Annotated in this window: 23 protein-coding genes; 14 read left to right on the top strand and 9 right to left on the bottom strand. The window is 71.6% G+C overall.

From position 1 onward, the window contains the following. From VFJ21_06485 to VFJ21_06475, 3 genes are all read right to left on the bottom strand, one after another. Positions 1-342, bottom strand: a 342-nt coding sequence (locus tag VFJ21_06485; protein HET7406770.1) for an MmcQ/YjbR family DNA-binding protein, incomplete at its 3' end; no start/stop codon positions are given. A 106-nt stretch (positions 343-448) separates the two neighbouring features. After that, the gene (locus VFJ21_06480; GenBank protein HET7406769.1) at positions 449-1,261 is read right to left on the bottom strand and encodes an aminoglycoside 3'-phosphotransferase; all 813 of its coding nucleotides are present in this window, start codon (positions 1,259-1,261) and stop codon (positions 449-451) included. 118 nt (positions 1,262-1,379) lie between these two features. After that, positions 1,380-1,736: a hypothetical protein gene (locus VFJ21_06475; protein HET7406768.1), complete on the bottom strand. Its 357-nt coding sequence runs from the start codon at positions 1,734-1,736 to the stop codon at positions 1,380-1,382. A gap of 309 nt (positions 1,737-2,045) precedes the next feature. Between VFJ21_06475 and VFJ21_06470 the strand changes: the two genes are divergently transcribed. Next, complete coding sequence (locus tag VFJ21_06470; GenBank protein HET7406767.1) at positions 2,046-3,779, top strand: DUF2075 domain-containing protein; 1,734 nt, start codon at positions 2,046-2,048, stop codon at positions 3,777-3,779. A 129-nt stretch (positions 3,780-3,908) separates the two neighbouring features. On the opposite strand, the gene VFJ21_06465 is transcribed toward VFJ21_06470, so the two are convergent. Continuing rightward, the gene (locus tag VFJ21_06465) at positions 3,909-5,276 is read right to left on the bottom strand and encodes an acetylxylan esterase (protein HET7406766.1); all 1,368 of its coding nucleotides are present in this window, start codon (positions 5,274-5,276) and stop codon (positions 3,909-3,911) included. Positions 5,277-5,472: 196 nt separating this feature from the next. Between VFJ21_06465 and VFJ21_06460 the strand changes: the two genes are divergently transcribed. The 7 genes from VFJ21_06460 (at position 5,473) to VFJ21_06430 (ending at position 10,482) form a co-directional block, all read left to right on the top strand. Further along, positions 5,473-5,808 carry a metalloregulator ArsR/SmtB family transcription factor gene (locus VFJ21_06460; protein ID HET7406765.1) on the top strand — a complete coding sequence of 112 codons (336 nt, stop codon included), beginning with the start codon at positions 5,473-5,475 and terminating at the stop codon, positions 5,806-5,808. Further along, complete coding sequence (locus tag VFJ21_06455) at positions 5,805-5,948, top strand: hypothetical protein (GenBank protein ID HET7406764.1); 144 nt, start codon at positions 5,805-5,807, stop codon at positions 5,946-5,948. Before VFJ21_06460 ends, VFJ21_06455 begins: the two co-directional genes overlap by 4 nt. A gap of 65 nt (positions 5,949-6,013) precedes the next feature. Continuing rightward, the gene (locus VFJ21_06450) at positions 6,014-8,146 is read left to right on the top strand and encodes an MMPL family transporter (GenBank protein HET7406763.1); all 2,133 of its coding nucleotides are present in this window, start codon (positions 6,014-6,016) and stop codon (positions 8,144-8,146) included. Positions 8,147-8,207: 61 nt separating this feature from the next. Continuing rightward, on the top strand, positions 8,208-8,609 hold the full coding sequence (locus VFJ21_06445) for a YjbQ family protein (GenBank protein HET7406762.1): 402 nt from the start codon (positions 8,208-8,210) through the stop codon (positions 8,607-8,609). 64 nt (positions 8,610-8,673) lie between these two features. Then, on the top strand, positions 8,674-9,015 hold the full coding sequence (locus VFJ21_06440) for a metalloregulator ArsR/SmtB family transcription factor (protein ID HET7406761.1): 342 nt from the start codon (positions 8,674-8,676) through the stop codon (positions 9,013-9,015). 42 nt (positions 9,016-9,057) lie between these two features. Next, a complete protein-coding gene (locus VFJ21_06435; protein HET7406760.1) occupies positions 9,058-10,044 on the top strand; it encodes an SRPBCC family protein in 987 nt (328 codons plus the stop codon). A 75-nt stretch (positions 10,045-10,119) separates the two neighbouring features. Continuing rightward, entirely contained in the window at positions 10,120-10,482 is a 363-nt protein-coding gene (locus VFJ21_06430; protein HET7406759.1) for a cupin domain-containing protein, read from the top strand. A 26-nt stretch (positions 10,483-10,508) separates the two neighbouring features. Here the strand turns inward: VFJ21_06430 and VFJ21_06425 are convergent, their stop codons facing one another. After that, positions 10,509-11,138: a DedA family protein gene (locus VFJ21_06425; protein ID HET7406758.1), complete on the bottom strand. Its 630-nt coding sequence runs from the start codon at positions 11,136-11,138 to the stop codon at positions 10,509-10,511. A gap of 136 nt (positions 11,139-11,274) precedes the next feature. On the opposite strand from VFJ21_06425, the gene VFJ21_06420 reads away from it, so the two are divergent. Next, the gene (locus VFJ21_06420) at positions 11,275-14,787 is read left to right on the top strand and encodes an ABC transporter ATP-binding protein (protein ID HET7406757.1); all 3,513 of its coding nucleotides are present in this window, start codon (positions 11,275-11,277) and stop codon (positions 14,785-14,787) included. A 32-nt stretch (positions 14,788-14,819) separates the two neighbouring features. Here VFJ21_06420 and VFJ21_06415 read toward each other — a convergent pair whose 3' ends face one another. Both VFJ21_06415 and VFJ21_06410 read right to left on the bottom strand, forming a co-directional pair. Further along, complete coding sequence (locus VFJ21_06415) at positions 14,820-17,153, bottom strand: CocE/NonD family hydrolase (protein HET7406756.1); 2,334 nt, start codon at positions 17,151-17,153, stop codon at positions 14,820-14,822. Between the two features lie 130 nt (positions 17,154-17,283). Then, on the bottom strand, positions 17,284-18,432 hold the full coding sequence (locus tag VFJ21_06410; protein HET7406755.1) for a DUF3089 domain-containing protein: 1,149 nt from the start codon (positions 18,430-18,432) through the stop codon (positions 17,284-17,286). A 126-nt stretch (positions 18,433-18,558) separates the two neighbouring features. Here VFJ21_06410 and VFJ21_06405 point away from each other — a divergent pair, with 126 nt between their 5' ends. Continuing rightward, the gene (locus tag VFJ21_06405) at positions 18,559-20,718 is read left to right on the top strand and encodes an acyl-CoA dehydrogenase (protein HET7406754.1); all 2,160 of its coding nucleotides are present in this window, start codon (positions 18,559-18,561) and stop codon (positions 20,716-20,718) included. A 6-nt stretch (positions 20,719-20,724) separates the two neighbouring features. Here VFJ21_06405 and VFJ21_06400 read toward each other — a convergent pair whose 3' ends face one another. Then, positions 20,725-21,651, bottom strand: coding sequence for a nitronate monooxygenase (locus tag VFJ21_06400; GenBank protein ID HET7406753.1), 927 nt, complete (start codon positions 21,649-21,651; stop codon positions 20,725-20,727). Between the two features lie 28 nt (positions 21,652-21,679). Continuing rightward, positions 21,680-22,549, bottom strand: a complete 870-nt coding sequence (locus VFJ21_06395) for a hypothetical protein (protein ID HET7406752.1) — start codon at positions 22,547-22,549, stop codon at positions 21,680-21,682. A 26-nt stretch (positions 22,550-22,575) separates the two neighbouring features. Here VFJ21_06395 and VFJ21_06390 point away from each other — a divergent pair, with 26 nt between their 5' ends. From VFJ21_06390 to VFJ21_06375, 4 genes are all read left to right on the top strand, one after another. Beyond that, on the top strand, positions 22,576-23,625 hold the full coding sequence (locus tag VFJ21_06390) for a porin PorA family protein (protein ID HET7406751.1): 1,050 nt from the start codon (positions 22,576-22,578) through the stop codon (positions 23,623-23,625). A 69-nt stretch (positions 23,626-23,694) separates the two neighbouring features. Continuing rightward, the gene (locus VFJ21_06385) at positions 23,695-25,257 is read left to right on the top strand and encodes an AMP-binding protein (protein ID HET7406750.1); all 1,563 of its coding nucleotides are present in this window, start codon (positions 23,695-23,697) and stop codon (positions 25,255-25,257) included. Between the two features lie 123 nt (positions 25,258-25,380). After that, a complete protein-coding gene (locus VFJ21_06380; protein ID HET7406749.1) occupies positions 25,381-25,710 on the top strand; it encodes a hypothetical protein in 330 nt (109 codons plus the stop codon). Further along, on the top strand, positions 25,707-26,390 hold the full coding sequence (locus VFJ21_06375; GenBank protein HET7406748.1) for a hypothetical protein: 684 nt from the start codon (positions 25,707-25,709) through the stop codon (positions 26,388-26,390). The genes VFJ21_06380 and VFJ21_06375 overlap by 4 nt, the downstream gene beginning before the upstream one ends. Positions 26,391-26,428: the final 38 nt, after the last annotated feature.

The raw sequence follows: 26,428 nt of genomic DNA, 5'->3' as shown, positions 1-26,428 counted from the left end.
GGGAGCCTGCAACCGATAGCTGTCCGCGAGAAGCTCCGTGACCTCCGCCCAATCCACCGGCCGGTGGGGCAGGTCGAGGTAGTAGCTCACATAGCCGTGGCGCGCCACGTACTTCGGCAACGCGAACCGCTCCCCGTCGGTCGCGACAAGAGCCGCGTTCTCCCCGGGCGGCACACGGGCCAGCAATGCGACCCGGCAGTCGCCGTGCTCGTTCTCGACGTACCAAGCAAAGTTCTTGCTGCCGACCCGGAAGGCCACGTGCGGCTCGTGCGACTCATCGGCGATGACCTCGGGCAGCGCGCATCCCAGCTGGACCACACGATGGCGGACCGAATCACTCATCGTTCTGCAGAGCAGTCATCGGGTGCCCGAGGAGCAACGTCGACGAACGGGTGCTGCGCGATGCGCGCCACCTCCTGGCTCGTCGACCGATTGTGCCGTGGTGCGGTCAGGGCGTCAGGTCCCAGAGGAGCCGGTAGTAGCGGGTGCGATCCGGATCGGGTCGTACGCCGTAGGCGTCGAGCAGCCGGCCTTCCCACCCGGGCCCGTAGTTCCAGACGGTGCTCCAGGTGGCGATCGCGAGATCCGCCCAGCGATCCGCCACGCCGAGGCGGCCGAGGTCCACGTGCCCGGTGCAGCGGCCGTCCTCGCCCACGAGCGTGTTGGGCGCGCAGCTGTCGCCGTGGCAGACCACCAGCACGTCGGCGTCGGGGACATCCGCCAGCAGACCGAGAGCCTCGTCGACGTCGAGGTGGCGATGATCGGGGTGCCACCTCGCCGGGTCGAGCAGGTCCTGGCGAGCGCACGCGTGCGCAGACGCCAGCCGGTCGGCCGCGGACCAGGAGAACGGGCATTCGGCGACTGGCAGCGCCTCGTGCAGCGCGCGCAGCCCCTCCCCGATCGCTGTTACTGCCAGGCCCGGCTCTCGCTTCCAGCGGTCACTGGCCGCTGTCTCGCCCGGCAGCCCGGCCGTCACCAACCACGACCCAGCCGTGTCGGCACCCTGGTCGAGCACGCGCGGCACCGGCGCGTACGCCGCGGCCCAGGCGAGCCGTGCTGCCTCCGCCGCCAGATCCAGGCCGCTGTTCGCCGGCGCCCACTTCACGAACCAGTGCCCGTCGTCGCCCACGATCTCGCACGTGACGCCGCCGAGCTGGTTGAGCCAAACCGGCCGGACCGGGCGGCCCGCCGCGATGCGTAGCACCACCTCGGGCACCGGCAGGTCGGATGCAGGCGGCCCAGCAAGCAGGGGGCCGAGCACACCTGGATGGTCTGACGCCATGGCCGAACCGTAGGCGCACTGCGCTCGCGGACCGTGGAATGAGCCGGGCGCAGATCGCCGAGAGGCGTGACGCGTCGCGGCGTCGTCTGACGAGCCGCTAAGCCGCGGCGCTTCGCGCCGACCAGTAGTCGGTTTCGCCAACGACAACCAGGTCGACCAAGGGGATCGCGTCGTGACCTTCGAGGTCGGACCATAGTTGCCTGTCGACGGGAAGCGGCCGACCATCCGCGCGCGGCACCGCCAGCAGCACCGCCACAGCGGGGACATGGTCGAGGATGCGGACCAGATTGCGCGTCATCTGCGCATCGACGTGCGCCATCGCGTCGGCGAAGGCGGACGCCAGGATCACCTCGCCCCGCGGCCCGTCCAGGAAGAGCAGCCAGAGCGAGCCTTCGTCCGCGGGTGTAAGGCGCCCCCGCAGGCCGTAGATGCGGTCGTCCAACCAGTTCGCCATGTGGTCGAGAGTGGCCAGCAATGGGTCGCGACGACACGTCCGGCAGAACATCTGTGGATGCCGCACTCCCGTGGGTAAGGTGCGAAGGACTGCGGCCCGACGGGCTTCCTCACCGGACATGCCCCCACCCGCACGACCAGTTCGTGCTGCCTGGGGAGTCCGGTGCTGCTGTACCGCGCGTCCGCGGAATCGCTGCGGTCGGAGGCACAGGCGGGGCGGTTGGCTGCGCATCTGGCGGAGCAGTACTCCTTCGCCCTTGGACGGCGTGCCGCCGATTCTGAGCGGCGCTCGTGGGAGCGAAGCCTGCCGGTGCTGGCGGACGATCTCCGGGAAGCCGGCCTTGGGCAGGTAGAGGTGCTCGCGGAGTACCAGCTTCCGCTGTCGAGCAAGCGCGTTGATGCGCTGCTCGCGGGTGTGCACCCGAAGACAGGGGCGCCGTCGTACGTGCTGGTCGAGCTCAAGCAGTGGACCCAGGCCGAGGCACACGAGGACGCCCATGACCTCTGCTACGTGGACACCTACGGACGCCACCCGGTGCTGCACCCGGCCGAGCAGGTCCGGCGATACTGCACCTTCCTCGCCGACTTCAGCGGCGCGCTCGAGGATGCGCCGGACCCGGTCGCGGGTGCGGCGTACCTACACAACGCCACCGAGTTCGGGGTCGGGTCGCTTCGGGCGCTGCCCGAGGACGAGCACGGTCGGCTGTTCACCCGTGAGCGACGGCAAGACTTTGTCGACTTCCTGCAGTCCCGGCTTGCCCCTGAGCCGGGCGTCGAAGCGGCCGATCTCCTGCTGGCCAGCCGCGTCGCACCCAGTCGGCAGCTGCTGAAGGTCGCCGCGGACGAGGTGCAGACCCGCGAGCAGTTCACGCTGCTGGACGAGCAGCAGGTCGCCTACCGGCTCGTGCTCACTGCGGTGGAGCGAGCGAGGGCCTCCGACGCCAAGCAGGTGATCGTGATCACCGGTGGTCCAGGATCGGGCAAGAGCGTGATCGCGCTGTCGCTTGTCGGCGAGCTGTGGCGACAGGGTCGGTCGGCGCTGCACGCGACCGGTTCGAAGTCCTTCACACAGACGCTGCGCAAGGTGGCCGGCCGCCGCAACACGCGGGTGAAGGCGCTGTTCAAGTACTTCAACAGCTTCATGACGGCCGAACGCAACGGCTTCGACGTCCTCGTCTGCGACGAGGCGCACCGGATGCGGGAGACCTCCGCCAACCGTTACACCCGCGCGGAGCTCCGGACGGGTAGGCCGCAGGTCCGGGAGCTCATCGACGCCGCGCGCGTGCCCGTGTTTCTGCTGGACCAGCACCAGGTCGTTCGCCCGGGCGAGACCGGCACGGCACAGCTGATTCGGCAACACGCAGGCGAGCTCGGCCTCGACGTCGTCGAGATCGCACTCGACGCCCAGTTCCGCTGCGGTGGGTCTCGAACCTTCGAGGAGTGGGTGTTGCGGCTGCTCGGCCTCGATCCCGGCGGCCCGATCCCGTGGACGGGAGACACGTACTTCGAGCTGCAGGTCGCGTCGTCACCGGCCGAGCTGGAGCGCGCCCTGCAGGCGAAGGCGGATGCCGGGTACGGAGCCCGGATGACCGCCGGGTTCTGCTGGCCGTGGAGTGATCCGAGGCCGGACGGCTCTCTCGTCGACGACGTGACCATCGGGAACTGGCGACGGCCCTGGAACCTCCGCGGCGAGCGAGGTGTCGGCGGTGCGCCGCCGGCCAGCCTGTGGGCAACCGACCCGGCCGGGTTCGGCCAGGTCGGATGCATCTACACCGCTCAAGGTTTCGAGTACGACTGGAACGGCGTCATCCTCGGTCCGGACCTCGTCTGGCGGGAGGGCCGATGGGTTGCACAGCCGAAGGGGTCCAAAGACCCAGCCCTGCGCGGTCTCTCCCCGGACGAAGCTGGCCCGCTGCTCCGCAACGTCTACAAGGTTCTGCTGACACGAGGCATGGTGGGCACCGTCGTGCACTCGGTGGACCCTGAGACACAAGAACTTCTTCGGTCCTCGGTCGCCGGCCGTGCCGAAGCGGGTGGTGGATAGCTCGTGCCAGTGTGCGCTCGGCTGCTCGACGCAGGAACGCGGGCTGGACGCCGCCGGGCGGCGACTTCGGACTGGGCGGGTGACGCGGTAGTCAGCTGGCGCAGACCCGCCGTAGCTGCCGGGCTACTGTCACGGCGCGCTGGTGCCTCCCGCGCTGCCGTGGCAGCCATGGCGTAGGTCCTGACAGGCCAGGCGGCCGTGCTCGAGCGAGTAGCCCGACAGGTAGTAGAAGGACAGGCGATCGGCGACCGGCATGCCGTTGATCGTGGGCGGCGTGTTGCCGGCCTCGACGTTGCCCGCGGCAGCGGCCTGCTGCGGGTCGAAGGGGCCGGCGCCGATGGAGTGCACATCGGATGACTTGTCGAACCTTGTGGCCGTGAGTCGCTCGGTCGCCGAACGGTCGCCGCGCAGGTAGCGGTCGAACCAGGCGAGCGTGTAGTAGAAGGCGACGCGTTCGCCGAGCCGGCTCGCCGGAAGGATGTAGGGAACGTAGGAGTACTCCAGATGAGTCGATCCGCGCAGCGCGACCTGCATGGTGTCGACACCCGCAGCCCGCAGCTGTCGGAACGCTGCGTCGTCCGCATGCGGATCGGGGGCTGCCTGCATGGGCTGCGGGTTGAAGAAGTACTCGGAGTTGATGCCCATCGCGGGTGTGCGCAGCGCTGTCCCCTTGGGCGGGGTCGCGAGGTTGTCCCACGCGACGATGGCCGAGACGCGTCGGTCTTCCTGGCCCACCACGCTGACCGCGGTGGCGCCGAGCGAATGACCCGCCAGGCCCACGTGCTTTCGGTCCACCGATGCCCAGAACGGGTTGACGTCACCGTTCTTGGTCGGCGCGGACGGGCTCGAGAACAGGTAGTTCAATGCGTCGCGGGTGCCCTGCACGAAGTTGTAGTCCTGCTGGAACGGCACCCCTGGGCATGCCGTCGCGCTGCACGGATGGGCGAAGGTCTCCGAGGCGCCCTGGCCCTGCACGTCGAAGGTGAGCACCAGGTAGCCGGCCTCGGCGAGTCCTTCGGCTGCCCACCAGTACATCTGCTGGTAGCCCTGGATGGACCCGGTCGTGATCACGATCGACGGGTAGGGACCGTTGCCGCCTGACGGGAGGAAGACGTGTCCGTGCAGCAGCGCGCCATCGCTCGCGGTGAACTGCACTGGGAACACCCGACCCCGATGCAGGTCGTCCTGCCAGCGCGACAGCGTGCGGAAAGGATCAGCAGTCGTCCCGCCGGCGACCAGCTGCCCCAGCGTCAGTCGCGGTCGGGTCGGCTCCTGGAGCTGCTCTCCGAGCTGAGTCGCGTAGATGCCCGGCGTCTGGCGGGCGAACGCCGACGCGAACGCCGGGCTGTCCAGCTCGTCCTGCTCTCGCTGCGTAGCGCACCAGACGTTGGCCAAGTCGCGCTGGTGCCACGCCGCTGTGCCGGGTGCCGGATCACCCGCCGGACCGACGCAGTCGATCGGATCCGGCGCGGCGCCACCGGCGAGCGCCGGCGTCACAGCGACGGCTAATGACACGGCGCAGGCCAAAGCGACAGCGGTCCTGCGCAACACGAGTCCTCCCCTGGGGCAGCGTCAGCTGCTCTCTAGTTCGCGGACGGCGCGTCTTCTCCTTCCCAGCCGGCCGGTTCGGAGCCTCGACCAACCGCCCATTTGACAACTACACAACTACACAGTTACATAAGCAACTATGTCGATGCCCCATCCGCTCCCGGACCCCCTGGTCGAGCTGATCGCCGAACGGTTCCGCACCATCGGAGACCCCACCCGCATCCGCCTGCTCGAGCGCCTGCGGGACGGCGAGGCGTCGGTGCAGGAGCTCGCGGAGCACGTCGGCACCTCGCAGCAGAACGTGTCCAAGCACCTCGGTGTCCTGGCGCGGGTTGGGATCGTCGGCCGGCGCAAGGACGGCACGTTCGCCTACTACCGGATCACCGACGCGTCGGTGGTCGCCATCTGCGAGCAGGTCTGCGGCGTGGTGCAACGCGACATCGGCCGGCTCGCCGCGGCGATCGAGGGAGCAAACGCATGACCGGTCGCTGGCCACTGGAGCGAGTGCTTTTCGCACCCGCCGGAACGATGGTCGCGCTCAGCGTGATGCTGACCATGACCGTCAGTCGCTTGTTCCTGGTGCTGCGCCGCGCCGGAGTCGCGCCGAGGCGCCAGCGGTGACCGCACAACCTGCAGTTGCCCGCCCAGCAGCCACAGCCGCAGTCGACGAGGCGTCGTACGGGCCGTTGGGCCGGCTTGGCTTCTGGACCGCCAGGCACTTCCGCGCGGTCCTGCTCGCCTGGGTCGTCGTCGCGCTCGGCCTCGGTTTCTTCGCACCGAAGGCGCAGCATGCGCTCGCCGGCGCCGGGTGGGAGGCCTCCGGGTCGCAGTCGGTTGCCGCCCGTCAGCTCATCGACAAGCAGTTCGCCGGCCTGTCCAGCGCCGCCCTGCAGGTCGTCGTCCACTCCAACCGCCACACCATTCACGACCCGACGGTCCAGGCCGTCATCACCCGCGCCGAGCAGCTGCTGCGCACGGACGACCGCATCAGCCGCGTCGTACCCCCGACTGCCGGTGTCTCGGTCAGCCGGGACGGGCACACCGCCGTCATCCAGGCCGGTGCAGCCGGCGACACCAACGCGATGGTCCGCGCCGCCGACGCGCTCAAGGGGCCGCTGACGCACTTGTCCGGCAACGGCACGACCGTCGCGCTCACCGGCTCGTCCGGACTGTGGAGCGACTTCAACGCCGCCAACCACACCGCGATGATGCGCTCGGAGCTGTTCAGCTGGCCGGTCACGATGGCGATCCTTGTCGTCGCGTTCGGATCGCTCGTCGCCGCCGGCTTGCCGCTGATGTTGACCATCATCGGATTGATGGCGGCTGCCGGCTCGCTGTGGCTCGGTACGCACATCGGCGCGATCTCGATCTGGGCGATGAACTTCGCGCTGATGTTCGCGCTCGCGCTCGGCATCGACTACGCCCTGTTTCTCGTCGTCCGCTTCCGTGGCGCCCGGTTCGGCCGACACGAGGACGAGGGGCACGCGGTCGCCGAGACGATGGACACCGCCGGCAAGGCCGTGCTGTTCTCCGGCCTGACCGTGCTCGTCTCCCTGTCCGCGGTCATGCTCGTGCCGTCACCGGCGTTCCGGTCGATGGCTCTCGGCATCATGCTCGCCGTCATCTTCGTCCTCGCCGCGACCCTGACGTTGCTGCCTGCGGTCCTCGCGAAGCTCGGTGCGCGCGTCGATGGCGTCGCGCTGCCGTGGGTGCACACCGGCGAACACCGCTCGCTCCGGTTCCAGGCATGGGCCGAACGGCTGTGGCGCCGACCGGTCGTGTACGGCGCAGCAGCGCTGATCGCCCTTCTTGCCCTTGCGTTGCCGATTCTCGGGTTGCGGACCGGCATGCCCAGCATCAAGGTCATCCCCACCACGGCCACCGCCCGCGTGGGCTACAACCTTGTCCAGTCCGCGTTCGGTCCCGGCGCCCCGGGCGCACTGCAGGTCGTCACGTCGACAACCGAAGCCGCCCGGACGACACAGGTACTCACCCACTCGCCCGGCATCGCACAGGTGACGCCGGCGATGCCCTCTGCCGACGGACGCTGGCAGATGATCCAAGCCATCCCGACCGTCGACCCGTCATCGAAGACACTCGGCCACATCGTCGACGAGCTCCGCGCACAGATGCCTCCCGGGGCGCTCGTGGGCGGTGCTGCGGCGGAGAACCACGACCTGGAGAAGCTGCTTTCCGCTCGCACGCCGCTCGTCATCGGCGTCGTGCTCGGCCTCGGGTTCCTGCTGCTGCTCGTCGCGCTGCAGGCGCCGCTCATCGCGGCGCTCGGTGTGGTGACCAACCTGCTCGCGGTTGGCGCCGCATTCGGTGTGGCCCGACTGATCTTTCAGAACGGTCTCGGCGCGAGCCTGTTCGGATTCGAACCTCAGCACTTTCTCGACGCGTGGGCGCCCGTGTTCTTCTTCGCCATGATCTTCGCGATTTCGATGGACTACACCGTGTTTCTGCTGTCCAGCGCAAAAGAACACTGGGAGGCCAGCCGCGGTAACGCCCGCGACGCGATGATCAGCGGCGTTGCGCACTCGGGCCGGGTCATCTTCGCCGCCGCCGGCGTCATGGTTGCGGTCTTCTTCACCTTCGCGCTGTCCGGACCGCTGCCACCCAAGGAGATGGGCATCGTTCTGGGCATCGCGGTCCTGCTCGACGCGTTGCTCATCCGCCTGCTCCTGCTGCCGGTGCTGTTGCGCTTGACCGGCCGCGCGGCTTGGGCCGGCCCGAGCTGGTTGCGTCGCGTCCTGCCCAACGTCCGGTTCGCCCACGGCGCGACACCTCCGGAGGTCACCCGACGGGCTACGGAGTGACCGCGCTGCTGTCCCGAAGGCTTCCGTCTCGGTGTCGACGACCGCCGGTGAAGATGTGGTCATGAAGACGGTTGAGCTGCGGATCGAGACCGGCACCCGCGTCGTACACGATGTGACCGGTCTGGTGCGCGAGTTCTGTGCGGGCGGGGGCGACGGGCTCGTTCACGTGTTCCTGCCGCACGCCACCGCCGGGCTGGCGCTGATGGAGACGGGGTCGGGTAGCGAGAGCGATCTCGAGGACGCAGTCGCTCGTCTTCTTCCAGCGGATGGCCGCTATCGGCACCGTCACGGGTCGCCCGGTCACGGGCGCGACCACGTCCTCCCCGCGTTCGTCTCCCCTTCTTTGACACTGCCGGTGGTGGACGGCCGGGTCATGCTCGGCACCTGGCAGAGCGTGGTCGTCGTCGACCCCAACGGCGACAACCCGGTGCGCACGTTGCGACTGTCCTTCCTCGCCGGCTGATGAACCTGCCCCCGGCCACGGCGGGCATTGACCCGACGCACCTTGCTCGCTAACGTACAACCAAATGGTTGTAGGAAATGATCTGACCGACGACGAGGTGGACCGGATCTTCCGGGCCCTCGCCGATGCGACCCGCCGCGACATCGTCCGTCGCACGCTGGTCGGTGAGCACTCCGTGTCGCAGCTGGCGCAGGACTACGACGTGTCCTTCGCTGCGGTGCAGAAGCACGTGGCGGTGCTGGAACGGGCGGGGCTCGTAACCAAGGCAGCGCACGGTCGAGAACGTCTGGTCCGCGGCAACCCGGCGGGGATCCAGCGGGCGCGTGCGCTGTTGGACTCCTACGAGCAGCTCTGGCGATCGCGCATCTCCCGCCTCGACGCACTGCTCGAACACGACGACCACTGACCAACCGGCGAGAGCCGGCCCGGCAAGGAGAGGACCCGTGTCATGCCGATCACCTCGGTGCACAAGGACCCGGAAACGCTCACGATGACGGTCGTCGCGGACTTCGCGGCGCCGCTGCAAAGGCTCTGGGACGCCTACGCCGACCCGCGGCAGCTCGAGAAGTTCTGGGGGCCCCCGACGTATCCGGCGACGTTCACCCGGCACGACATGTTCCCGGGTGGCCGGTCGGCGTACGCCATGGTCGGGCCGGAGGGCGACGTGTCCCGTGGCTACTGGGAGTTCCTCGACGTCAAGGCGCCGCATTCGTTCGAGGTCCTCGACGGCTTCTGCCGCCCCGACGGCACGCCCGACACCGAGATGCCGACCATGCGGATGACGTTCGCGTTCGAGGCAACAGCGTCCGGCTCGCGGTTGACGACCACCACGTTCTTCACGTCCGTCGACGAGCTCGAGCAGCTGATGAGTATGGGCATGGAAGAGGGCATGCGCCAGGCCATGGGGCAGATCGACGCGGTGCTCGACGATCTGCGCAGCTTCGCTGCGGACCTGCCGGCAGCCGCCGGGGTCCTCAGTGACACGACCGTCCGGATCAGCCGGGTCATCCGCGGCACCGTCGCGCAGGTGTGGGCCGCCTACCACGACCCGGCCCTGGTCTCGCGGTGGCTGCTGGGCCCGGACGGTTGGTCGATGCCCGTCTGCGAGGTCGCGACCGAGGTCGGCGGCACCTACCGCTACGTGTGGCGGGAGGACACCGGCGACCGGAGCTTCGCCTCGACCGGCGAGGTGGTCGAGTTCGCGGCGCCGCACCGCACCGTGACCACCGAGCGGATGTACGGCGACGGCATCCCCGACGACGCCGCCGGCACCGTCAACGAGATGACGCTGATCCCCGTCGAGGGCGGCACCCTGGTCACGGTGGTGGTCACCTACCCCGATGCCGAGACCCGGGACGAGGTCCTGGGCACCGGAATGGTCGGTGGGATGGAAGCCAGCTACGCGCGCCTGGAACGCACCGTTCTCGCGCGCTAAGTGCAGGCTGTTCAAGCCGATCGGACGGGCCTACCGTTGCTTCTTCAGCGCGGCATCGACCCGGGGAGGGGCGCCATGGGACGCATCGTGCGCAAGAACTTCGACGCGCCGGACGAGGTCCGCAAGGTCGAAGGCGGAATGGGGCACATCGAACTGGTGAACGTCGAAGACGGCGCGGTCGGCCGTGCGACGTTCCGGCCCGGGTGGCGGTGGTCCGAGCACGTGCGGCCGATCGCCGGGACCGAGAGCTGCCAGGTGGCGCACGTCGGCTACCAGATCTCGGGACGTATGGGTGTGCGTTTGGACGATGGCGAGGAGATGGAGTTCGGGCCGGGTGACTTCGTGAGCATCCCGGCCGGCCACGACGGGTGGGTCATCGGCGACGAAACGGTCGTCATGATCGATTGGCAGGGGATGGCTGGCTACGCCAAGAAGTAGCCGGCACCACCTCTGCTCGCCGGCCCTCAGGTGCGGGCGGTCGGTCGCTTCCGGCCGATGCCCTGCACTCGCCGGCGTAGCAGCCAGCGGATCAGCTCGGTGAGCGCGGTCACGGCGAACGCGATCCCGAGCGCGAGCAGCAGGCCTTTCCACGCCTGGTGCTCGAAGGCGCGCCCGCCGAAGTAGCCGAGCAGCGCTCCGTAGCCGGCCCAGACGATCGCCGCGACGGCGTCGTACACCGCGAACCGCGGCCACGGGAAGTGGGTGAGCCCGGCGGTCAGCGTCACCGCGGTCCGCCCACCGGGGATGAAGCGGGCCACCGCGATGAGCTGCCCACCGCGCTGGTCGAGCTGGCCACGGGCCCAGGTGATCCGGTGCTGCGCTTTCGCGCCGGAGAAGAACCGTCGTTGCACCCGGTCGCCGTAGCGGTGGCCGATCGCGTAGGCGAGGTTGTCGCCGACGAACGCGCCCACGGCGGCTGCCGCGATGACCAAGGCAAGGTTCAGGTCGCCGGCGGCCGTGACGACTCCAGCCGTGATCACGGCTGTCTCGCTCGGCACGATCGGGAACACGGAGTCGGTGATCGCGAAGAGCAGCACGACCACGTAGGCCCAGGCGGACGCGTTGGCGACGAGATGGGTGAACTGGTCGAACATCAGCGGACGCCGAGCGGTCGTACGCCGGACACCCCACTGGTTGCACGCAGTCCCGTAGCCATGCCCACCAGTGTGCGGGCGCGCGCGAAAATCGGGGCGACTGCCACGGGCGCGCGCGCGTAGCGTCGAGCGCGCCATGAGCGTCGACGAGCTGACCACTCAGGCCGTCCACGCGCGGCCCGGCGTGCCGTCGTCGGAGGACGCGGCCGACCGTCGCATCACCCTCGCCCGGCTGCGTGGCGCCGTCACCTGGTGGTGCGTGGCGTCCGCCGCTGTCGCCGCCGTCGGTTACGCCCTGGGCACCCTGGTCGCGGGCCGGCTGGCCGCCCGGCCGACCGGCCTGGCGCTCGGGCTGCTCGCGCTGTCGGTCGTCGGCGGCGCCGTGCTCGACACGGCCGGTCGTACGGCGTGGGCCGGCGTCGTCGACCGGGCGGAGGGCCGGCTGCGCGGCGACCTGCTGTCCGCGGCGCTGAGCCAGCCGCTGTCGGCACTGTCCGAGACGGCGGTAGGCGAGATCCTCGACCGGATCGACGACGACACGCACGAGCTCGGCCTGCTGCTGCGGCGCGTGGCGTGGGACCTCGTGCGCACCGCGCTGCGGGCGCTGCCGCTGTGGGTGGTCGCCGGGCTGACCTGGTGGCCGGCCTGGGCCCTCTTCCCGGTCACGGCGGCCCTCACGGCGCTCGTCATCCGCGGTCCTGCGGCAGAGGTCTCGCGCCTGAAGGTCGAGGAGGAGATCGCCTGGACCGACCACGCCGCGGTCATGGAGGAGGGCATCGCAGCGCGTGACGACCTGCGCTCGAGCCTCGGCCAGGCCTACCTGATCCGGCGCTGCGCCGAGCTGTCGGCCGCGGTGCACGCCAAGGTGGGCGCGACCTGCCGGGCCGCGGGAATCCTCGGCCGCCGGGCCGGCCTGGTGCTGCACGGCCTGCTGGCCGCGACGGCCGTCGCCGGGGTCGCGCTCGCCGTCCACGGCCGCCTGTCCACCGCCGGGCTCGTGACGCTGTTCCTCGTGACGACGTCGTTCGTCGGCCAGGTCGACCAGGTCGCCCGGCACATGCCCGACCTGCAGGAGGGCCTGGGTGCCCTCACCCGGCTTCGCGCGATGATGGCCGTCCCGGCCGAGCCGCGCGGCGGGCGCGGCGTACCCCACGGTCTACTCGGCATCCAGGTGCGCCACCTGCACTTCGCCTACCCGCACGGCACGTTCGAGCTGCGCGACGTCACGGTCGACGTCGCGGCGGGCACGACGATCGCGCTGGTCGGCCGCACCGGTTCCGGCAAGTCGACGCTTGCCGCGCTGCTGTCCCGTGCGGTCGAACCGCCCGCGGCCACCGTCTTCCTCGGCGGCGTCGACGTCACGACGATCGACCTGCAGCAGCTGCGCCGCACCGTCGGCGTCGTCACCCAGCGCACCGAGATCCTGGCCGGCACGCTGGCGGAGAACATCACGCTGTTCGCCGACCTGCCCCGCGCGACCGTCGCGGCGGCGATCGACGAGCTCGGCCTGACGGCCTGGGTCGCCGGCCTGCCGGAGGGGCTCGACACGCCTCTCGGGCCGGGCGGCACCAGCCTGTCGGCGGGCGAGGAGCAGCTGGTGGCCTTCGCGCGGTTGCTGGTGCGCGACGTGCGGATCGTCGTGCTCGACGAGGCCACCGCGCGGATGGACCCGGTCACCGAGGCCCGCGTCGTCGGCGCCGCCGAGCGGTTGCTGCGCGGGCGCACCGGCGTACTCATCGCGCACCGCCTGTCCACGACCGCGCGCGCCGATGTCGTCGCGGTCCTCGCCGGCGGCCGGATCGTGCAGCTGGGGGAGCGCGCGGTGCTGGCCGCCACCCCCGGGGCGTTTCGCGACCTGCTCGTCGCAGCCGGCACCGAGACACAGGCGCTCGACATCACCGGCCCGTCGGCCGTCACCGCGACCGCCCGCCGCGTCGGCGACGTGCCGCCGGAGGACGAACCCGGCACCGGGCCGGGGCTCGCGCGCAGCACCGTGTCGATGCTGCGCATCCATCCGGCGTGGGGCATCGGTGGGGCGGCGCTGTTCCTCACCGCGGCCGTGACCGGAGCGTGGGGTGCGATCACCGGGTGGATCTGGGGCCACCTCGTCGCGGACCTGCGGGCGGGCCGCGCTGTCACGACGCTGACCGGTGCCCTGGTGGTCGCGCTGCTCGTCGCGCCACTCGCGCTGTCGGTCGCGTTCCGCGTCTACCCGCAGTGGTGGTCGGCGGTGATGCTGCGGGTGCGCCACGCCGTGCTGCGCGGCCAGACGATGCAGCACCGGCTGCCGCGCACCCCGCCCGGCGAGGTGGTCGCCCGCGCCATGGACGCCGACCGCTTCGCGCGCTACGCCGACCGGTGGGTCGACTTCGTCAACGGCATGGCCATCATCGCCGTGACGATGCTCGCCGGCTGGAACGTCCTGGCCGGCGTCGTCCTCGTCGCGGTCATGGCGGTGTCGTCGCTGGCCTCGACCATCGGCACGCCGCGCGCCGGCCGCTCCGCCGCCGCGTCGTCCGCGGCCCGGGCGCGCTTCGGCCGCTCACTCGTGTCGGCGCTCGACGCGGCCCGCACCGTCAAGCTCGCCGCCGCCACCCCGGCGGTGCACCGGCACCTGCAGCAGGTCGACGCCGGCCGTGTCGAGGCCGCCGTCCGGGAGCACCGGGTCCAGGCGGCGCTCGACGGTGTGCCGATCGTGATGGTGCAGTGCGGTGTCGTCGCCGGCTGGCTGGTCTACTTCGCCGGCGGCTGGGGGCTGGCGACCGCGCTGCTGGTGACGACGGCGGTCAACGGGTTCGACTGGTTCGGCCGGGTCGCCGGCTCGGTGATCACGGAGGCGCCCGGGGTGCGGGCGTGGAAGGACGCCACGGCCTCGCTGGCCGGGGGTGTCGACCTGATGGCGGTCCCCCCGGGCGTCGACCTGGTGCGCGGCACCGCGCCGACGCCGCCGCTGCCTCCACGCACACCGCTGCGACGACTGTCGGTCGTCGGTCTGACCGCGATGCACGCCGACGGCACCATCGGCGTCGAGCGGGTCACGTTCACCGTCGACGCGGGGGAGTTGGTGCTGCTGCTCGGCCCGATCGGCTCGGGCAAGTCGTCGCTGCTCGCCGCGCTGGCCGGGCTCGTGCACCACAGCGGCCACGTCCGGTGGAACGGCGTCGACGTCGAGGACCCGCAGGTGTTCCTGCGGCCGGGCCAGGTGGCCTACGTCGCGCAGATGCCGCGGGTGCTGTCGGGCACCTTCGGTGACAACGTGCGGCTCGACCACCGGCGCGCGCTCGACCGCGCCATCGCCGACGCGCGGCTCTCGCTCGACGTCGCGGACGCCGGCGGGCTCGACGCGGTGGTCGGGCACCGCGGCGTGCGGCTGTCCGGCGGGCAGGTGCAACGGCTCGCCTTCGCCCGCGCACTGGCGACCGAGGCCGAGCTCGTGCTCGCCGACGACGTGTCGAGCGCGCTCGACGCGCGCACCGAGGTCGAGCTGTGGGGCGCGTTGCGGGCCCGCGGTACGACGGTCATCGCCTCGACGTCGAAGCGGGCGGCCTTGCGTCAGGCGGACCGCGTGCTCGTGCTGGTCGACGGCCGGATCGCGGCAGTCGGGCCGTGGTCGCAGCTCGCGGCCGACTGGCAGCATCTCGCCGGCTGAGCTGCTCCTGTCACCCGGTTCGCGGACCGGTGCTACCTCCGGGCCATCGGCACATAGGCGCGGCACGGCTCGTTGCGCAGGCTCGGGCAGGCGGGGAAGCCGGTCGGCACGCTGACGCCGGGCACCACGGGCAGCACCAGGCTCGACGGCATCTGCCGTGAGAAGGCGATCGCCACCTGGGCGGTCCCCGCCGGCTCGGTCTCGCCGAACGACCAGACCGGCTGCGTGCCGTTGGGCGCGGCGATCGTCACCCGGATGCGGCTGCCGGCGCGGTAGGCGTGCCCCTCGTAGAACAGCGGGATCGCCACCGGGACGAACCCGTTCTTCGGCATCGGCTGCACGTCGGAGGCGAGCATGCTCGGGATCGGTTCGAGCAGCGTGCTGGGCTGGGCGAGCATCGTGTCGGAACCGGTTGCCAGCTTGCGTTCGCTGGCGCGGATCCAGCCGTTCTGCACGAACGTCTCGTGCCCGTCCGGGTCGACCTCGCTGACCGTCGCCTGCAGGTCGACATCGGGAGTCGACGAGCGCACCCACAGGTAGAGGGCTCCGGCGCCGACGACGGTCGTGTCGTGCTTGAGCGGCGCGGTGAGGTAGGCCACCGCGGTGCCCGCCGGGTTCTGCTGCCACTTCCACTGCCACTGCGACGCGTTGCCCCACAGCCCGCCGCCGCCGGTGCTGTCGCCGAAGTCGGTGAGGGGGAGCGCCTTCGCGTTCGACGTGTAGCCGTCGACGCCGTGGCCCCGCGGCGGCGTGTCGGTCAGCGTGCCGGCGGGTCCGAGGTACCAGCGCTGCGCGACGGTCCCGGGAATCGGCCACTTCGCGAACGACGCCTCGAAACCGGGGTAGGGGTCGCCGGCGCTTGCTGTTCCTGTAGGCGACTGGCCGGCGCCGTTGTCGAAGAGCACTCGCACCTGCGGCAGCTTCTCGAAGGCCGCCAGCGCGGCGGCGTAGGTCGGGATCGTCTGGATCGGGTCGGGCGGCAGCGTGACGACGTCGTCCTGCGGCAGCCCCATCGCCTGCTGGAAGATGACCGGCGCGGCCGCGGCCGTGACGGCCGCGTTGAGCATCGGCGCCTGGTGCGCCACGTAGAGCTGCAGGAAGTCGTACCACCGGTCGTACGTCGCCGGGTCGAGCGAGTCGATGTGCGCGCCGTTGGTGAAGGTGAACCACTTCTTGGACGTGCCGCGGAAGTGGGCGGCGAGGTCGGGGCAGTGGCCGCCGGTCTGCTCGTCCTCCCACTGGCAGGCCATGAACACCGGCACGTCGATCTTGTGCACGAACGTGATCGGGTCGAGCGGGTCGGCGACCGCCGGGTTGTAGTGCGCGTTGGCCCGGATCGTCGCGAGCAGGTTCTCGGCTTCGCCGTGCAGCACCTGGTTCTGCGTGCAGGTCTGGTCACCCGACTGGATCTGCTGGTAGGCCCACGACTGGCCCCCCTTGGCGCTCGCGGGGAGCGCATCGTGCTGGCGCTCCAGGGCCCAGCCCACCGCGAAGCCGGTGTTGAGGATGCCGCCCGGGTAGAGCGTCGTCGCGGTCGCGTCGATCGTCGACAGCGGAGCGATCGCCTCGAGCGACGGCGGGCGGGTCTGCGCGGTGAACAGCTGGCTGATGGCGCCGTACGAGATGCCGATCATCCCGACCTTGTGGTCGCGCACCCACGGCTGGTGGGCGATGGTCTCGACGACGTCGTAGCCGTCGAGGTTCTGCAGCGGCTCGAAGAAGTTGAAGGCGCCGCCCGAGCAGCCGGTGCCGCGCATGTTGACGTCGACGACGGCGAAGCCCATGACGTTGGCCAGGATGGCGATGCCGTTCTGCGGTCCGGCCGGGTCGGAGTAGCCGTAACCGGAGTACTCGATCAGCGTGGGGTACGGCGGGGCGTAGTCGGGCAGCCCGCTCGGCAGGTTGTTGTCGGGCACCTTCTGGCCGGCCGGCGCCGTGGGCGGGTGCACGTAGATCGAGAGCCGCGTGCCGTCGCGGGTGGTCAGGTAGCCGTAGCCGTGGTCCGGGATCGACTGCTGGTAGGTCGACGGGTCCCACGGCGCCGGGCGGTCGGTGTGCACCGTGACCGGAGCCGATTCGGGCCCGTGCGGCAGCAGCTTGACGCGGTAGCCGCGGGCCGGCGCGACGCCGTAGAAGATCAGGCCCCCGAGCGAGTCGGCCGACTTCGTGGCGACCTGGTGGCCGGTGCCGTCGAGCAGCGCCGCCTGCGCCCCGGCGTGCAGCCCGGTGACGTAGACCTGCCCGACGCTGCCGTGCGCGTCGACGGCGGGTGGCGGACCCGCTGTCGCGGCGTCGACCGCGACGAAGAGCCCAGAGATGAGCGTGACGGCCAGCGAGATCCGGACGAGCGCGCCGTGGTTCCGCACCGGTGACGTCTCCTTCGCGACCGCCCGTGGGTCGCTCCCCGACCCTGTTCGACGGCCCTCTTCGACGCCCGGAGGGGTCGCTCCTTCCTCGCGGCTCGCACGGGCGGCCCGGCGAACGGCCGCCAGGGCGTCACGGGAGTGCGGCGACGGCCGCGACGAGGTCGCCCAACGCGAGGTTGACGTCGACCCGGTGCAGCCCCCACGACGGACTGGGATCCTCGGTCACCAGGGGCCGGGCATCGGGCGCGTGCGGCGTCACCTGCAGCCAGGTGACCCCGTTCGCGCTGCGGCACTGCGCGACGTAGCGACCCGGGTACGTGGCCCAGTGGGCACCTGCCGTCAGCCGGACGCTGGGGAAGTACGGGCGGAGCGGAGCCGGCGCGGCGCTGAAGTCGGCCGGGTTGACGCAGGCCACTTCGCGGTCGCGCGCGGTCTCCCCGCTCTGGAGGCTGACGCCGGTCCCGGCGGTGCCGAAGAGCCCGCCGGCCGAGGGCGGCGTCAGGAACGACGAGTAGGCGATGACGCAGCCGCTCTCGCCGCGCCGGGTGCACAGCGGGATGCGCTGGAAGCTGCCTCCGACCGTCCGGCTGGAGAGCACGGTCACGTTGCCGCCGAGCAGGATGGCGAGTGCGACCTTGGCGCGCATCGCCGGGTCGGAGTCGATGTCGGACCGGATCAGCCGGATCAGCATCGCGGCCCCCTGCGAGTGGCCGATCAGCACGACGCGGCGGCCGTGGTTGTCGTGCGCCAGGTAGTCGTGCCACGCGCTGCGCAGGCTCGACAGCGCGAGCAGGTTCTGCGGCGAGTCGGGCGCGGCGTGCGCGAGGTTGAACAGGTCGGTGAGGGTCCGCTGCCGGTACATCGGCGCCCAGACCCGGCAGACCGAGGAGAACCGCGACGCCTGCGCGACCGCGACGTCGTCTTCCGCCTTCTGGATCGTCAGGTCCGCGTTGGCCGTCGTCTCCGTGCTGACCGTGGGATAGACGTAGAAGCAGTCCAGGTCGCGCTGGTCCGCCGAGGGCGCCGGGTCGGGTTGGGTGCGGCCGGCGGCGTCGACCGAGACGGCGCGCTCGGCGAAGGTGCAGGGGTCGGGAGAGTGACCCGGACGGCACAGCCACACCGTGGCCGGCGCCGAAGCGGCGCGGCCGGAGGTCGAGTGCGCTGACGGGGTCGAGCGCGCTGCCGGCGCGGCGGGCGAACCGGAGCACGCCACCAGGCCGGTCGCGGCCACGGCGGCGAGGAGCAGAGCGACCCGACGCGGCCGAAGATGCGTCGTCATCCGTTGCATTCTCGCGACAAGCCGGGCCGTTCGCAGCGGGTTCGACACCTCCGCCGCGCCGGTGGTCGTCGCCGTGGCACGATGCGTCCCAGCGCAACCTGACACCAGCCTCAGAAAGGGCTCGTCATGTCGATCGCGATCACCGACGACCACCGGTCACTGGCCGACTCCGTCGCGCAGACGCTGCGCCGCCGCGACGCGCGCGCCGCCGCACATGCGCTGCTGGACGCGCCGACCGAGGAACGCCCGGCGTTCTGGTCCGACCTCGTCTCGCTCGGGCTCACCGGACTGCACGTGCCCGAGGAGTACGGCGGAGCCGGCGGCGGCATCGAGGACCTGGTCGTCGCGGTCGAGGAGCTCGGCAAGGCCGTGGCCCCCGGGCCGTTCGTGCCGACGGTGATCGCCAGCTCCGTGCTGCTCGCCTCGGACAACGACGCGGCGAAGAAGGCCTGGCTGCCCGGGCTCGCCGACGGCTCGCGCACGGCGGCGATCGCCCTCGACGGCACGGTCGAGCTCGCGCAGGACGCCGTGACCGGCACGGTCGACCTGGCGCTCGGTGCCGGGATGGCCGACGTGCTCATGCTCGGCGTGGGTGACGACGTCGCGCTCGTGGAGCTGGGCGGCAGCGGGGTCGAAGTGTCGATCCCGCCGAACCTCGACCCGACCCGTCGCTCCGGCCGGGTGACGTTGTCGGGTGCGGCCGCGACCGTCCTGACCGGCGGCCGTGCGGCGCTGCGCGACCTCGCCCGGCTGATCCTGTCGGCCGAGGCGGTCGGCGTCGCCCGCGAGTGCACCGAGATGGGCGCGGCCTACGCCAAGGTGCGTGAGCAGTTCGGCCGCCCGATCGCGATGTTCCAGGCGGTCAAGCACCACTGCGCCAACATGGCGGTCGCCACCGAGCTCGCGTCCGCGGTCACCTGGGACGCCGCCCGGGCCGCGTCCACCGGTGGTGAGCAGCGTGCGTTGACGGCGGCGGTCGCCGCGTCGATCGCGGGCCCAGCGGCCTACCTTTGCGCCAACCTCAACACGCAGGTGCACGGGGGCATCGCGATGACCTGGGAGCACCAGGCACACCTCTACATGCGTCGTGCGACCGTGCTGCGCCGGCTGCTCGACCCCGACGCCGCGGCGACCGACGTGACCGACCTCGTCCGCAAGGGCGTGCGCCGCGAGCGCAGCGTCGACCTGCCGCCCGAGGCGGAGTCGATCCGCACCGAGGTGCGGGAGTTCGCCGCGCAGATCAAGGACAAGGACGCCGCCGGGCAGCGCGACGCGCTGATCGAGAGCGGCTACGTCATGCCGCACTGGCCGAAGCCGTGGGGCCGTGACGCCGGCGCGGTCGAGCAGCTGGTCATCGAGCAGGAGTTCGCGGCGGCCGGGGTCAAGCGGCCGGCCTACGGCATCACCGGCTGGGTGCTGCTGACGCTGATCCAGCACGCCACTCCCGAGCAGGTGCAGCGGCTGGTGCCGCCGGCGCTGCGCCAGGAGCTGATCTGGTGCCAGCTCTTCAGCGAGCCCAACGCCGGCTCCGATGCCGCGGGTGTGCGGACCAAGGGCACCAAGGTCGAGGGCGGCTGGATCGTCAACGGCCAGAAGGTCTGGACCAGCGGTGCGCACCTGGCCGGCAAGGGCTTCGCGACCGTGCGCACGGATCCCGACGTGCCCAAGCACCAGGGCATCACGATGATGGTCATCGACATGCACGCCAAGGGCGTCGAGGTGCGCCCGCTGCGGCAGACCAGCGGAGCGTCTGACTTCAACGAGGTCTTCTTCAACGACGTCTTCGTGCCCGACGAGGACGTGGTCGGCCCGGTCAACGGCGGCTGGACCGTGGCGCGCGCGACGCTGGGCAACGAGAGCGTCAGCATCGGCGGCGGTGACGGTGGCCGGTCGATGCCGGCCGACGGGCTCATCGGCATGTACGACGCGCACCCCGAGCGGCTCACCGGCGGTCCCGTGCGGATCGGCCGCTACATCGCCAACCAGCACGCGATGGCCGCGCTGAACCTGCGCAGCGCGCACCGAGCGGTCGCGGGCGGTGGCCCCGGCCCCGAGGGTGCGATGACCAAGCTCGTGCTGTCGGAGATCGGCCACGACGCCGCCGAGATCCTCGCCGACCTCAGCGGGGCCGAGACGGCCTACCTCGACGGCGCCGGCGCGATCACCGGCCCGCTCGTGCTGATGCACCGCGGCATGTCGATCGCGGGTGGCACCTCGGAGATCAAGCGCAACCAGATCGCCGAGCGGCTCCTCGGGCTGCCCCGCGACCCGCTGATCAACAACTGACCGGCACTAGCCGGAGACCTCGCGCATCAGGTCGTCGACGACCTCGGCGACCGACTGCACGCGGGTGACGTGGCCGACGCCGATCCCGGCGTACATCGCCATCGCGGCCACGTCGCCCTCGGCGGTCCGCGTCGGCGGCAGCGTCGACAGCCTCGGCACGGGCACCTGCACCGGGCCCATCTGCAGGGTGCCTACCACGTCGGAGCTCCCGGCCCGCGCGCGCTCGGCGGAGTCGCGAAGGACCCGGTGCGGGGCGTCCGGCCAGCCGACCCCGAACGCCTCGGTCAGCACGGTGTCGTCGCCGTCGGCTGCCAGCAGCGCCTCGACGTAGGCCGGGTGCACGTCGGCCTCCGGGCAGACGAGGAACCGCGTGCCGACGCGCACCCCGGCGGCGCCGTCGGCGAGCAGGCCGGCGACCTGCTGCGCGGTGGCGATGCCACCCGCCGCGACGACCGGCACCGAGACCGCCTGCAGCACCTCAGCGAGCAGCTGCGGCAACGGCTGCTTGCCGCGGACGTGTCCGCCGGCCTCGGTGCCCTGGGCGGTGAGGTAGTCGCAGCCGGCGTCGGCCGCCCGCCGCGCCTCCTCGAGCGACCCCACCTGCCAGGAGGCGAGTGCTCCGCCGGCGTGCACGAGGTCGACCAGTGACCCGTCGGGGTCGCCGTAGAAGAACTCGACGACCCGCACCCGCGACGCGGCTGCCTCGACGGCGGCCGGGTCGACGAACGGCATCAGGAAGTTCGCGGCAAGTGGCCGGGCCGCCTGGTCGAGCAGCGTCGCGACCAGGTCGGCGGGCAGCCCGGCGACACCGGCGGTGCCGAGCCCGCCGGCGGCCGTGACGGCGCTGGCGAGCTCGACGCTGCCGACGGCACCCATGCCGGCCAGCTGTAACGGGTGGCGGCACCCGACCAGGCGGGTGAACGACGTCTGCATGATCGGGAGACTAGGCCAGTCCCGGGGCTCAGGGCGCAGGTCGGGTAGTGCCGCGTCGCTCGCCGGGAGGGCTGCCGGTGTGGCGCAGCGACGGCGGCTGCAGGGCGGACTGCCAGGCCGGATCCTGCGGAAGCGGCCGCCCGGCGAGCTCGTAGACCTCCGGCCCGTCGACGGTTTCCAGCGCCACGAGCCGCGCGATGAGGGCGTCGAGCACGTCGTGGTGCATCTCCAGCTTCTCCGTGGCGTCGCGCTCGGCCCGCCGCAGCAACTCGGCGACCTCGCCGTCGATCGCCGCCTGCGTCTGCTCGGCGAACGGGCGGCTGCTGAACGCGCTGCCGCCCTCGCCGAGGAACACCGAGCCACCGGTGGGGTAGCTCACCGGGCCCACCCTCGCGGACAGCCCGAACTCGCGGACCATCTTCGTCGCCAGCTCCGTCGCGCGGGACAGGTCGTTGCTCGCGCCGGTCGACCCCTGGCCGAGCACCAGCAGCTCGCTCGCCCGCCCGCCCAGGTAAACGGCGAGGGCGTCATGCAGGTAGTCCTCGCCGTACAGATGGCGCTCGACCACGGGCAGCTGCTCGGTGACGCCCAGCGTCTGCCCGGCCGGGAGGATCGTCACCTTGGCCACCGGCTCGGCCTTCTCTGCGTACACCGCTACCAGCGCGTGGCCCGCCTCGTGCACGGCCACCGCGTACTTCTCGTCGGGCAGCAGCACGTTGGACCCGTCCCGGCGGCCCAGCAGGATGCGGTCGCGGGCGTCGTCGAAGTCGACCGGCCGCAGCACGTGCCGGCCGGCACGCACCGCGGCGATGGCCGCCTCGTTGACCAGGTTCGCGAGGTCGGCGCCGGAGAAGCCCGGGCAGTTCGCCTCTACCGGGCGCGCTTCCGGCGCGCGCACGCTGAACTCCTCGAGATGGAGAAGAGGTGAGAGCCGTGTGGAGGAAGCTCTCGATCACCGGCATCGCTCTCGGTCTGCTGCTGGCGCTGGGAGGCGGCCTCATGAGGTGGGTCGTCGCACCGGCGATGGCCGTGCTGCCGGGCGATACCGACACGACCCGGACCTATTCGGGCACCGCGGCGGTGCTGCTCAACCCGGCGGCGATCGCCTCAGGCGGGCAGGTGCTGTTGACGAACGCGCCGATCACGGTCGTGCACCACACCAAGGTGCTCGGGACCAGCGGCGACAACGCGCTGGTGTCCGACGCGAAGACCGTCCGGACCGGTGGGACGACCGTGGCGGCCGTCGACTACCGCTACGCGGTGAACCGGACGGACATGGGTGAAGGCGCCGGGTACTCCGGCGTGGTGAAGCAGACCGGCATCACGTTCAACTGGCCGATCCGCACGCAGCAGAAGGACTACACCGGCTGGGTCGCGGACACCGGCCGCACCACCGTGCTGCACTACAAGGGCACGGCGACGCGCGGCGGCGTGCAGACCTACGTCTTCACCGCCAACACCCAGGTGGCCCCGATCACCGACCCGCAGCTGCTGAGCCAGCTGCCGACGTCGATGCCGAAAGCCGCGCTGGTGCAGCTCGCCGGCGGCCTGGGACTCCCGAGCGACCAGCTGGCCGGCCTGCAGCAGCTGCTGCCCGCGCTGCCCGACCCGGTGAAGTTCGCCTACAACTACCAGGCGACGGCGACCTACTGGGTGGCCCCGGACAGCGGCATCGTGGTCGACGCCACCGAGCACCAGGTGCGCACCATCGCGCTGGTGACCGGCACGACGGCGGTGCCCGTGACGCGGGTCCTCGACCTCACGTTCACGTCCCCGCCGGCGACCCTCGCCGCTGCGGCGCAGGACGCCCGTGACAAGGGTGACGCCGTGACGCTGGCCTACGTCACGCTGCCGATCGCGCTGGCCTCCGGCGGGGTGCTGTTCGTCCTGCTCGGCGTCGTCGGACTCTTCATGAGCCGCCGGCGTCCGCCGACCCCGCAGTCGGCACCCAGGGAGTTCACTCCCGTCGGGTGATCAGAGCTAGCCGGACCTCGTTGCGAGCCCGGTGGCGACACCGGGCTCGCCGCGCGGGATGCTGCCGGCATGACGGAGACGGTCGCCGGGCTGCTGGCGGCCGTCGCCGCGGCTGGGCCCGCCCGCACGGCCGTGCTGGTGCCCGAGACGGGCCGCCGCCTGACCTACAGCGAGCTCGACCGCCGGTCACGGCAGGTCGCGGCGGGTCTCGCGGCACTCGGGGTCGAGCACGGCGACCGGATCGCGCTGTGGCTGCCCAACCTGCCCGAGGCGCTGGTGCTGCAGTTCGCGGCCGGCCGGTTGGGGGCCGTCGTCGTCGGGGTCAACACGCGCTTCCGCTCGGCGGAGCTCGACGCGATCCTGGCCGCAGCCGAGCCGGCCTGCCTGGTGATGGCCCAGGGGTTCCGCGACATCGACTTCGCCGGCATCCTCGCCGAGACGGACCGGCGGCCGCCGCTGGTCGTCGGAGTCGGCTCGGACGTGCCCGAAGGGGCGCAGCCGTGGTCGTCGCTGTTCGACCACGGCTCCCTCGACGCCGAACTCGGCACGGCGTACGACGTCTGCAACCTGTTCTCCACGTCCGGGTCCACCGGCATCCCGAAGCTGGCGACCCACCGGCAGGCCAGTGTCGTAGCGCACGCCCGCAACGACGCCACGGCGTTCGCCATGGGACCGGACGACGTGTCGCTGTGCGCGCTGCCCCTGTGCGGGGTGTTCGGCTTCAACGCGGTGATGTCGGCACTCGCCGCCGGGTCGACCGTGCTGCTCCCGGCGGCGTTCGATGCGGCGGAGGCGGCGCACGCGATCGACGAGCACCGCGTCACCCACTGGCACGCCGCCGACGGCATGATGCGCGGCGTCCTCGACGTGGCCGCGGCGGAGGGTCTGTCGTTGCGCAGCTGGCGGGAGGGGGCCTACGCCGCGTTCGCCGGTGGTGGCCCCGATCTCGTGCGGGAGATCGAGGAGTCGGTCGGAGCCCGGGTCACCGGTGTCTACGGCGCGAGCGAAGTGTTCGCCCTGCTGGCGCGCTGGGCGCGGGAGTGGGATCCCGACCGGCGCGGTGTCTGCGGCGGCATCCCGGTCTCGCCCGACCTGCAGGTCCGGGCGGTGCACCCGGAGAGCGGTGAGGTGCTGCCGCACGGCGAGCCGGGCGAGCTGCAGTTCCGCGGCTACACGGTGACCAGCGGCTACCACGGCAACCCGTCGGCGACCGCGGCGGCGTTCACGCCCGACGGGTGGTACCGCAGTGGTGACCTCGGCAGCACCCGCGACGACGGGGGCTTTCTCTACCTGTCGCGGCTCAAGGATTCCTTGCGCCTGCGCGGGTTCCTGACCGACCCGGCCGAGATCGAGGTGCAGCTGCAGCAGCACCCGGCGGTCCGGTTGGCCCAGGTGGTCGGCGTCAGCGGCCCGGACGGCAGCGACGTCGCCGTCGCCTTCGTCGAGCTCGAGCCCGGCGCCGCGGCCACGGCCACTTCTGCCGAGCTCGTCGACCACTGCCGCCGGGCGCTGGCCAACTACAAGGTGCCCGCCGCCGTGCACGTGGTCGACGAGTGGCCCACGGTGTCGGGGCCCAACGGCGTGAAGATCCAGAAGATGCGCTTACGCGACCGGGCCGCCGGCCTGCTCTAGGACTCGTTCCCGACACTGCCGGGACAACTTCCCGGTGCCCGACAGTGCCGCTGCTCTGGGCGGTGGGAAACCGCCGGCTGCAGCCTCCTGGTGCTGCAACGACAACCAGGAGGGGAGCAGCAGATGAAGAGAATCATTGCCAAGGCCGCGCTCACGATCGTGGCCGCCGGTGGCGTCGGTGTGGTCACGGTGACCCCCGCGCTGGCCGGGCAGTTCTACCCGGCCCCGGGCTTCCCGAGCAGCGGCGCATCGTGCATGGGAGCGGCGTACGACTTCGCGGCCCACTACGGTGTGGACCCTACGGGCAGTGGCGACGGCGTTCCGCCGATCGTGCACGGGCAGGTCGGTCCTTCGGTGTCCGGCCACGCGACCACCGACGGGCCCGGCGCCGTCGGCGAGTTCAGCAGCTCGATGGCACAGAACCACGGCTCCGTCCTGGACTGCCTCCCGTGACCGCGGCCACGCCGCGGCGGCTGTGGCTCACCGCCGGCTGGCTGGTGATCGGCTACGTGGTGCTGACGTTCGCCGGCACTGCGTTCCAGAACCAGCCGGTCCTCGGCGACAAGCCCGCCAAGGTCGCGTCCGCCCTGGTCGACTCCTCGATGACCAAGCAGTTCACCGGGGGCTACATCGAGTTCGTCGCGACGCTGGTCTTCCTCGTGGCGGCGCTGCTGGTGGCACGGCTGCTGCGTGGCGGTGACCAGACCACGCAGTGGTTGTCCTCCTGCGTGGCCGGCGCGGCGGTCGTCTACGCCGCGGTCATGCTCGCGACCGGCGGTGCTGCCGGTGCAGCCGCGCTCTACGACGGGCACCACGGGGCACCACTGAGCACGATCACCACGGTCAACGACATGCGCAACATCGGATTCTCGTTGACCGGCGGGGTTGCCGGCGTCATCGCGATCACCGCATCGGCGTCCGGGCAGATCACGCGACGGCTGCCGAGGTGGCTGGCCTACGCGGGTTACGTCGTGGGCGTCGTGTGCATCGCCGCGGTGCCGGCGGCGAAGGCGGGTGCGCCGCAGACGCTGCTGTGGTTCGCCTGGCTCGTGGCGCTCGGGGTCGTCCTGCTGCGGCGCTCCCGGTCGACCGTGGAGCTGCCGGCGCAGAGCGCCGTCGCCGTGCCTGCCTGAATGGGTTCCGCGATCTCCCGGAGAGCGTCACTATGGAC

The organism is Mycobacteriales bacterium (genome assembly GCA_035690485.1).
Lineage (GTDB): Bacteria > Actinomycetota > Actinomycetes > JAFAQI01 > DASSKL01 > DASSKL01.
This window is presented reverse-complemented; position numbering and strand designations above follow the sequence as displayed.

Coding starts and splice junctions, on each gene's coding strand:
- VFJ21_06475 (HET7406768.1), bottom strand. CDS start 1,736: ATGGCGAACTGGTTGGACGACCGCATCTACGGCCTGCGGGGGCGCCTT.
- VFJ21_06460 (HET7406765.1), top strand. CDS start 5,473: ATGCCCCATCCGCTCCCGGACCCCCTGGTCGAGCTGATCGCCGAACGG.
- VFJ21_06455 (HET7406764.1), top strand. CDS start 5,805: ATGACCGGTCGCTGGCCACTGGAGCGAGTGCTTTTCGCACCCGCCGGA.
- VFJ21_06445 (HET7406762.1), top strand. CDS start 8,208: ATGAAGACGGTTGAGCTGCGGATCGAGACCGGCACCCGCGTCGTACAC.
- VFJ21_06440 (HET7406761.1), top strand. CDS start 8,674: ATGGTTGTAGGAAATGATCTGACCGACGACGAGGTGGACCGGATCTTC.
- VFJ21_06435 (HET7406760.1), top strand. CDS start 9,058: ATGCCGATCACCTCGGTGCACAAGGACCCGGAAACGCTCACGATGACG.
- VFJ21_06430 (HET7406759.1), top strand. CDS start 10,120: ATGGGACGCATCGTGCGCAAGAACTTCGACGCGCCGGACGAGGTCCGC.
- VFJ21_06425 (HET7406758.1), bottom strand. CDS start 11,138: ATGTTCGACCAGTTCACCCATCTCGTCGCCAACGCGTCCGCCTGGGCC.
- VFJ21_06420 (HET7406757.1), top strand. CDS start 11,275: ATGAGCGTCGACGAGCTGACCACTCAGGCCGTCCACGCGCGGCCCGGC.
- VFJ21_06410 (HET7406755.1), bottom strand. CDS start 18,432: ATGACGACGCATCTTCGGCCGCGTCGGGTCGCTCTGCTCCTCGCCGCC.
- VFJ21_06405 (HET7406754.1), top strand. CDS start 18,559: ATGTCGATCGCGATCACCGACGACCACCGGTCACTGGCCGACTCCGTC.
- VFJ21_06400 (HET7406753.1), bottom strand. CDS start 21,651: ATGCAGACGTCGTTCACCCGCCTGGTCGGGTGCCGCCACCCGTTACAG.
- VFJ21_06385 (HET7406750.1), top strand. CDS start 23,695: ATGACGGAGACGGTCGCCGGGCTGCTGGCGGCCGTCGCCGCGGCTGGG.
- VFJ21_06380 (HET7406749.1), top strand. CDS start 25,381: ATGAAGAGAATCATTGCCAAGGCCGCGCTCACGATCGTGGCCGCCGGT.